Raw genomic sequence first — 7,788 nt, 5'->3', positions numbered from 1 at the left:
TCGTGCTTGAGCTGAGTCATTGCCTCATCAACAGAGTTAAATACAGCGACTTTACGCCTAAAATTTTTAGCGCCAATACGTCCCCATTCACACGACACCACATAAGCATTAAACAAATCACTAGCCAATGAAATCGCATAAAAGCGGTGGCAGCTTCTAGTAGGTTCTATTTTTGTCTATATAGAAATTAAGACAGTACTTCTTTTGTGTACAAATATTAATCACTATTGTTGTAAAGTATCACCAATAATTCGTATAACTTGAGAGGTAAAAGAGGAAGCCATGAGTCGTTTATAGCGAATGAGCGTTGTCACTGTTTAATGAATAATAACATCATTTAACCGAAAATAACTCCTCCTAGTATATTGTATAACAGAGGATTCATAATTGAATTTTTAGACCTGATATGCCATAGTTGACTTGTTCATTTATGCCTGTTTTTCATTGTGTTAAGTAAAAATAAACAAGGATTTTGTACCCTCATGGTTGATAAAAAAAGCCTGTCAGAGCGAGATATTTGTTCGAAATACATCACTCCCGCTTTAATGGGCGTGGGTTGGGATTTGCATACTCAAATTCGTGAAGAAGTGAGCTTTACCAAAGGGCGTGTCATCGTACGCGGTAAGCTCCATACACGGGGTGAGCAAAAACGTGCCGACTATGTGCTGTATTATAAGCCCAATATTCCCCTTGCTGTTATTGAAGCCAAAGCAAATACCTTGAGTGTTGGTGCAGGGATGCAACAAGCCTTGAATTATGCCGAAGCTCTTGGTGTGCCGTTTGTGTTTAGCTCGAATGGTGATGCCTTTTTGATGCACGACCGCACAGGCTTGTCAGATAAAACGGAAAAAGAAATTACCCTAGATGACTTTCCTTCACCCAGCGCACTATGGCAACAGTATTGCCAATGGAAGGGTTTGGCCTCCACCGAAGCACAACACACTATTGAAATGCCGTATTACGATGACGGTACAGGTCGCGCTCCGCGTTATTATCAAGCCAGTGCCATCAACAACACCATCGAAGCAGTCGCTAAAAATCAGCAGCGTATTTTATTGGTCATGGCCACAGGCACAGGTAAAACCTATACTGCCTTTCAAATCATTTGGCGGTTGTGGAAGTCAGGCACTAAAAAACGCATTCTGTTTTTGGCTGACCGTAATATCTTAGTCGATCAAACCAAAAATAATGACTTTAAGCCCTTTGGCGCGGCGATGACCAAAATCAGTAAACGCCAAATTGATAAAAGCTACGAGATTTATTTATCGCTTTATCAAGCGGTGACAGGTAGTGAAGAAGAGAAAAATATCTACAAACAGTTTTCGCCCGACTTTTTTGACTTGATTGTGATTGACGAATGCCATCGCGGGAGTGCAGCAGAAGATTCTGCTTGGCGTGATGTGCTTTCTTATTTTAGCAATGCTACCCATATTGGTTTAACCGCCACACCTAAAGAAACTAAAGATGTATCGAGCATTTATTACTTTGGCGACCCTGTGTATAGCTATACGCTAAAGCAGGGCATTGAAGATGGGTTTCTTGCACCTTATAAAGTGGTGCGGATTGATATTGATGTGGACTTGCAAGGTTGGCGACCCAGCCAAAATCAAACCGATAAATATGGCCAATTGATTGAAGACCGTATTTATAACCAAATCGATATGGATCGTATCTTAGTCTTAGAAAAACGTACCGAGCTAGTGGCAAAGAAAATTACCGAGTTTCTCAATGCTTCTGACCCCTTTGCCAAAACCATTGTCTTTTGTGATGACATTGACCACGCCGAAAGGATGCGCCAAGCCTTAGTCAATCTTAATCCTGAACGGGTCCAAGCTAATCGTAAATACGTGATGCGGATTACGGGCGATGAAAAAGAAGGCAAAGCCGAACTGGATAACTTTATCAATCCCGAAGAAACCTATCCTGTTATTGCTACTACCTCCAAACTAATGACCACAGGTGTTGATGCTCAAACCTGTAAATTGATTGTTCTAGACCAGCACATCAAATCCATGACCGAGTTTAAGCAAATCATTGGACGTGGTACACGCATCAATGAGGATTTTGGCAAGTATTGGTTCACCATTATGGATTTCAAAAAAGCCACAGAACTGTTTGCTGACCCTGCCTTTGATGGCGAGCCTGTGATGATTTACGAACCGAAGGGTGATGATTCGGTTGTTCCTCCTGATGAAGAAGACCTTGATGGCGAAACGCTTGAGAGTGGTGAGGAAGTCGGTGGCACATGCAGCGACAACGGTGATTACGGGGATGATGGCGAAATAAATGATGAGGAAGTCAATAGCGGACGTATCAAATATGTCTTGAGTGATGTCACCGTCCATGTGATAGGCGAACGAGTGCAGTATTACGGCTCTGAGGGTAAGTTGATTACTGAGTCGTTAAAGGACTATACGCGCAAAGCGATTCGTAAAGATTACTCCTCCTTAGATGCTTTTTTGCGGACATGGAGCAATGCTGAACGTAAAGCCATTATTCTTAATGAGTTAATACAACATGGCGTAATGCTTGAGCCATTAGCTGAAGAAGTGGGCAAAGGCTTTGATGCCTTTGACTTAATTTGTCATGTTGCTTTTGACCAGCCACCCCTGACGCGCCGTGAGCGTGCTGACAAAGTCAAAAAACGCAATTACTTTACCAAGTACGGTGAACAAGCACGGCAAGTCTTAGAAACTTTATTGGATAAATACGCAGATACAGGCATCGAAAACATCGAAGATATTAAAGTGCTTACTCTTGATCCGTTTAAAAGTATGGGCAGTCCCAGTGAATTAGTGTCTGCTTTTGGTGGTAAATCGGCGTATATGGCAGCATTGCATGAGCTTGAAGGCTATCTTTACGCTTGATATTGGCCGCTAAAAGTCGTCAAATTGCCCCTAAATTTTTTAACTTAGAATAGATTAGTAAACCCATGAGTATTTCCTCCACCATTAAATCCATCCAAGACATTATGCGTAAAGACGTGGGCGTGGATGGCGATGCCCAACGCTTAAGCCAATTAGTGTGGATGTTGTTTTTAAAAATATTTGATGACCGCGAGAGCGAGTGGGAACTGCTACAAGACAACTATCAATCGCCACTGCCTGAAAAATACCGTTGGCGTAATTGGGCAGCCAATCCCGAAGGCATGACTGGCGAAGCCTTAAAGCAGTTTTTAGATAACGACTTGTTTCCCACGTTGCAAATGCTAGAAGCCAAAGGCGGCGACCAACGTGCGTATGTTATTCGCTCGGTGTTTGAAGATGCCTATAACTACATGAAGTCGGGGCAACTGATTCGCCAAGTCATTAACAAATTGCAAGAAGGCATAGACTTCAACAAGTCCAGCGAGCGTCATTTATTTGGCGATATGTACGAGCAATTATTGCGTGATTTACAAGCGGCAGGTAATGCGGGTGAGTTTTATACGCCACGCGCCGTGACTGAGTTTATGGTGCGTATGAGCAATCCGCGCTTAGGTGAAAAAGTGATGGATCCTGCCTGTGGTACGGGTGGCTTTTTAACTTGCGCCATTGAGCATATCCGTAAGCAAGACGTTAAAACTGTTGAAGATGAAAACTTGCTGCAAAGCAGTATTTTAGGCATAGAAAAGAAACCCTTACCGCATTTGCTCTGTACCACTAATATGATTCTGCATGGCATAGATGTACCCAGCAACATTCGCCATGACAATACGTTGTCGTATCCGCTAATTAGTTGGACACCACAAAAACGTGTTGATGTGATTGTCACCAATCCGCCGTTTGGAGGTATGGAAGAAGATGGTATCGAAACCAACTTTCCTAACGCATTCCGCACCCGTGAAACCGCTGATTTGTTCTTAGTGCTGATTATGCAATTGCTCAAAAGTAATGGCCGCGCCGCACTGGTGTTGCCCGATGGCTTTTTATTTGGTGAAGGCATTAAAACGCGCATCAAAGAAAAGCTACTCACCGAATGCAATCTACACACTATCGTCCGTTTGCCGAATGGTGTCTTTGCGCCCTATACAAGTATTAAAACCAATTTGCTATTTTTTACTAAAGGCACACCAACTTCTGATATTTGGTTTTATGAGCATCCTTATCCAGATGGTGTAAAGAGCTACAACAAAACCAAGCCGATGAAGATTGAAGAGTTTGCCACCGAAACGGCATGGTGGGGCGATGAAGCTGATGGCTTTAAGCAGCGTGTCGAGACTGAGCAAGCGTGGAAAGTCAGTATTGACGATATTAAAGCACGTAACTACAACCTAGATTGCAAGAATCCGCATGTGGGTGAATTAGAAGTTCACGACCCTGAAGTCTTGTTAGCGCAATATCAAGCGATGCAAGATGACATGGCCAGTTTACGCAATCAGTTAAAAGGGATTTTAACGCAGGCGTTGCGGGGTGAGGAATAGTCATGAGTAAGCTAGTCAGTATTGAACCACTTTACGAGCAAGTTCGCCAAATCCTTGATAGCGCGCAACAGCAAGTGCGTCATGTGGTTAACGATGTCATGGTGCAAAGTTATTGGCACATTGGCCGTTTGATTGTTGAGGATGAGCAAGGCGGTGCGGCGCGTGCGGAGTATGGTAAGCAAACACTCAAACAGTTATCACAAAAACTCAGTGCTGAATATGGCAAGGGCTTTTCACCACAAAGTTTATGGAGTTACCGCCAGTTTTATTTGGAGTTTCCAATTCTCTCCACGGCATGGAGAGAATTGCGTTGGTCACATTATCGCATTTTGATGCGTGTCAAAGACCCAGTGGCAAGGGCTTGGTATGCCAATGAAGTTGTCAGTCAAGGCTGGAGCGTTGCAGCCTTAGACCGTCAAGTCAGCACCTTGTTTTATGAGCGCCTATTATCAAGCCAAGATCAGTCAGCCGTCAGGACAGAGGCGGTTGCACTGGTTAATCAACACGCGCCAAATGACCCTCGTGACTTTATTCGTGACCCTTATATCCTTGAGTTTATTGGTGCTCAACCAAGTGCCACTTTGTATGAAAAAGAATTAGAAACCAACTTGCTCGAGCAATTACAATCCTTTTTGTTGGAGCTAGGTAAAGGCTTTGCCTTTGTCGCACGGCAAAAACACTTGCGCGTGGAAGGCGATGATTTTTTTGTCGATTTGGTCTTTTACAATTATTTGCTCAAGTGCTTCTTATTGGTTGACCTCAAAGTGGGCAAACTCACTCACCAAGATGTTGGTCAGATGGATATGTATGTTCGTGTTTTTGAGGAGCAATACCGAGGCGAAGGCGATAACCCGACATTAGGGTTAATTCTTTGCTCCGAACGCAATGAAGCGGTGGCTAAGTATTCGCTGTTAGCCGATAGCCAACAATTGTTTGCTAGTCGTTATCGTGCGTTTTTACCTTCCGAAGCCGAGTTACAGGCAGAGTTACAACGTGACCGTGCCGTGTTAGAAAATGCCAATCCAGTAGGTGATGTACAGTGAGTGAGATTCAAACGTTAATTACGGAGCATTTAGCTATTTGGACGGGTGCAGATAACGAGAAGAAGTCGGGGCGTGGACGGGCTTCGGGTAGTGCGGCGAGTGTGTATGGGGTGAAAAAGCTGCGTGAGTTGATTTTGGAATTGGCGGTGCGGGGGAAGTTGGTGCCGCAAGATGCGAGTGATGAGCCTGCGAGTGAATTGTTAAAACGGATTCAAGCTGAAAAAGCCAAGTTGATTAAAGAGGGGAAGATTAAGGCGCAAAAGCCATTGGCTGAAATTGGGGATGATGAAAAGCCGTTTGAATTGCCGATGGGGTGGGAGTGGGTGAGGCTTGGAAATGTATCTCAAATCAACCCTAGAAATGATGCTGATGATTATTTGGAAGTTTCATTCGTACCTATGACGCTCATTAGTACATCTCACACAGGCAAGCATGAACAAGAAACTAGATTATGGAGTGAGTTAAAAAAAGGATTTACACATTTTGCTGAGGGTGACATTGGCGTGGCGAAAATAACGCCTTGTTTTGAGAATAGTAAGGCTGCTGTATTTTCTGGGCTGATAAATGGGATTGGTGCAGGAACAACGGAGTTACATGTTGTTAGACCATTTGGTCCGACATTTGAGCCTAGATATATTTTAATTTACTTTAAAGCTCCACAGTTTCTTTATGTGGGGGAGTCGAAAATGACGGGTACAGCTGGACAAAAGCGAGTGCCTAAAGAGTTTGTTTCGGAAAATCCATTTCCACTACCCCCCCTAGCAGAACAACACCGCATCGTCGCTAAAGTCGATGAGCTAATGACCCTTTGCGACCAACTCGAAAACCAACACAGCAACGCCATTGTCGCGCATGAAAAATTGGTCAGTTATTTACTTAACACACTCACTCAGTCGCAAGATGCCGCAGAGTTTAATGAAAGCTGGCAACGCATTGCCGCCAATTTTGATACTTTGTTTAACACCGAGTCTAGTATTGATGCGCTTAAACAAACCCTGCTGCAACTGGCCGTTATGGGCAAACTTGTACCGCAAGATGCTAATGATGAGCCTGCGAGTGAGTTGTTAAAACGGATTCAGGTTGAAAAAGCACGGTTGGTGCAAGGTGAAGGGTTAAAGACTCAAGCCAGTCTAAATATAGATGAGTCAGAAAGATATTTATTGTTGCCTTCTAGTTGGGATTACTACCGTTTAGGTAATCTGGCAAAATTTATAGATTATCGTGGCAGAACTCCTGAAAAGATTGATTCAGGTGTCCCATTGATTACGGCTAAAAATGTTCGTTTTGGATTTATATCTAGAGAACCTTATGAGTTTGTCTCGGAGGCCGAATACCATGAATGGATGACTCGTGGCTTTCCAAGAGTTAACGATATGTTATTCACGACCGAAGCACCGTTGGGTAATGTTGCTATTATTGATATAACTGAAAAATTCGCATTGGCTCAAAGGGTTATTTGTTTACAGCTTCATTTGCCAGAAATGGCTCAGTTTCTTAAATTGCTGATGATGTCTAAGCCATTTCAGGAGCTGTTATATGAGCAAGCAACTGGAATGACTGCTACAGGAATAAAAGCTTCAAAATTAAAGGAATTGCCAATGGTCATCCCACCCCTAGCAGAACAACACCGCATCGTCGCCAAAGTCGATGAACTCATGGCAATATGCGACCAACTCAAAACGCGCATCACCACCGCCAATCAGCTACAACAAAAACTGGCGGATGTTTTGGTAACGCAAGCAATTAATTAAAAGGAGTTTTTTATGCGACTAAAGCAAGTATTTATCAGTAACTATAAAAATCTAAATAATTTCACAATGGATTTTGAGGGTGATAGTTTTATTGAGGTTTTTGTCGGGAAGAATGGTTCAGGTAAATCTAATTTGATTGAGGCGGTCATAGAGATTTTTCGTCATTTGATAGAGTTCGAACGCGATAGGAGTATTAATTTTAGCTATCGACTTAATTACGAAATTAATGGCGATAATATAGAGCTGACTTGGACTTTTGATAAGTTATTTATAAATGGAGTAGAAAGAAAAACACTTGGTAAAACTCCTTTGCCTGAAAATTTACTCATCTACTATTCAGGCCACAATGAGACAGTAGCAGGTCTTATTCAGCAATATGAGACTTCTTTTCGTAAGCGAATAAGGCAGGCCAGTATAGACGAAGCTCGTTTTTTTATAGGAATTGGCCCTGAGTATAAAGAGCTATTACTATCTATGTTGCTGATGCAGCCTGCCACGGTAATCATCCCTAAAAATAACCGCTTTCAAAAGTAGAATTTTCTCGTAGGATAAACGCAGGAGATTCTGCATGAAGACATCAAAATTTAGTGAC

The 7,788-nt window shown here is 42.8% G+C and carries 6 protein-coding genes; 5 read left to right on the top strand and 1 reads right to left on the bottom strand.

Annotation, left to right across the window (positions count from 1 at the left end; genetic code table 11):
* A partial coding sequence (locus C8N29_RS17455; RefSeq protein WP_146164493.1) for a WGR domain-containing protein occupies positions 1–170 on the bottom strand: 170 nt, incomplete at its 3' end.
* A gap of 312 nt (positions 171–482) precedes the next feature.
* Between C8N29_RS17455 and hsdR the strand changes: the two genes are divergently transcribed.
* The 5 genes from hsdR (at position 483) to C8N29_RS16135 (ending at position 7,730) form a co-directional block, all read left to right on the top strand.
* Complete coding sequence (hsdR, locus tag C8N29_RS16155) at positions 483–2,867, top strand: EcoAI/FtnUII family type I restriction enzme subunit R (protein WP_107867104.1); 2,385 nt, start codon at positions 483–485, stop codon at positions 2,865–2,867.
* 65 nt (positions 2,868–2,932) lie between these two features.
* On the top strand, positions 2,933–4,402 hold the full coding sequence (locus tag C8N29_RS16150) for a type I restriction-modification system subunit M (RefSeq protein WP_107867103.1): 1,470 nt from the start codon (positions 2,933–2,935) through the stop codon (positions 4,400–4,402).
* 2 nt (positions 4,403–4,404) lie between these two features.
* Complete coding sequence (locus C8N29_RS16145; protein WP_107867102.1) at positions 4,405–5,445, top strand: PDDEXK nuclease domain-containing protein; 1,041 nt, start codon at positions 4,405–4,407, stop codon at positions 5,443–5,445.
* Positions 5,442–7,196 carry a restriction endonuclease subunit S gene (locus C8N29_RS16140; RefSeq protein ID WP_239987201.1) on the top strand — a complete coding sequence of 585 codons (1,755 nt, stop codon included), beginning with the start codon at positions 5,442–5,444 and terminating at the stop codon, positions 7,194–7,196. Before C8N29_RS16145 ends, C8N29_RS16140 begins: the two co-directional genes overlap by 4 nt.
* Before the next feature lie 12 nt (positions 7,197–7,208).
* On the top strand, positions 7,209–7,730 hold the full coding sequence (locus tag C8N29_RS16135; protein WP_107867101.1) for an AAA family ATPase: 522 nt from the start codon (positions 7,209–7,211) through the stop codon (positions 7,728–7,730).
* The last annotated feature ends 58 nt before the right edge of the window (positions 7,731–7,788 follow it).

The organism is Agitococcus lubricus (assembly GCF_003051055.1).
GTDB classification, from domain to species: domain Bacteria; phylum Pseudomonadota; class Gammaproteobacteria; order Pseudomonadales; family Moraxellaceae; genus Agitococcus; species Agitococcus lubricus.
This window is presented reverse-complemented; position numbering and strand designations above follow the sequence as displayed.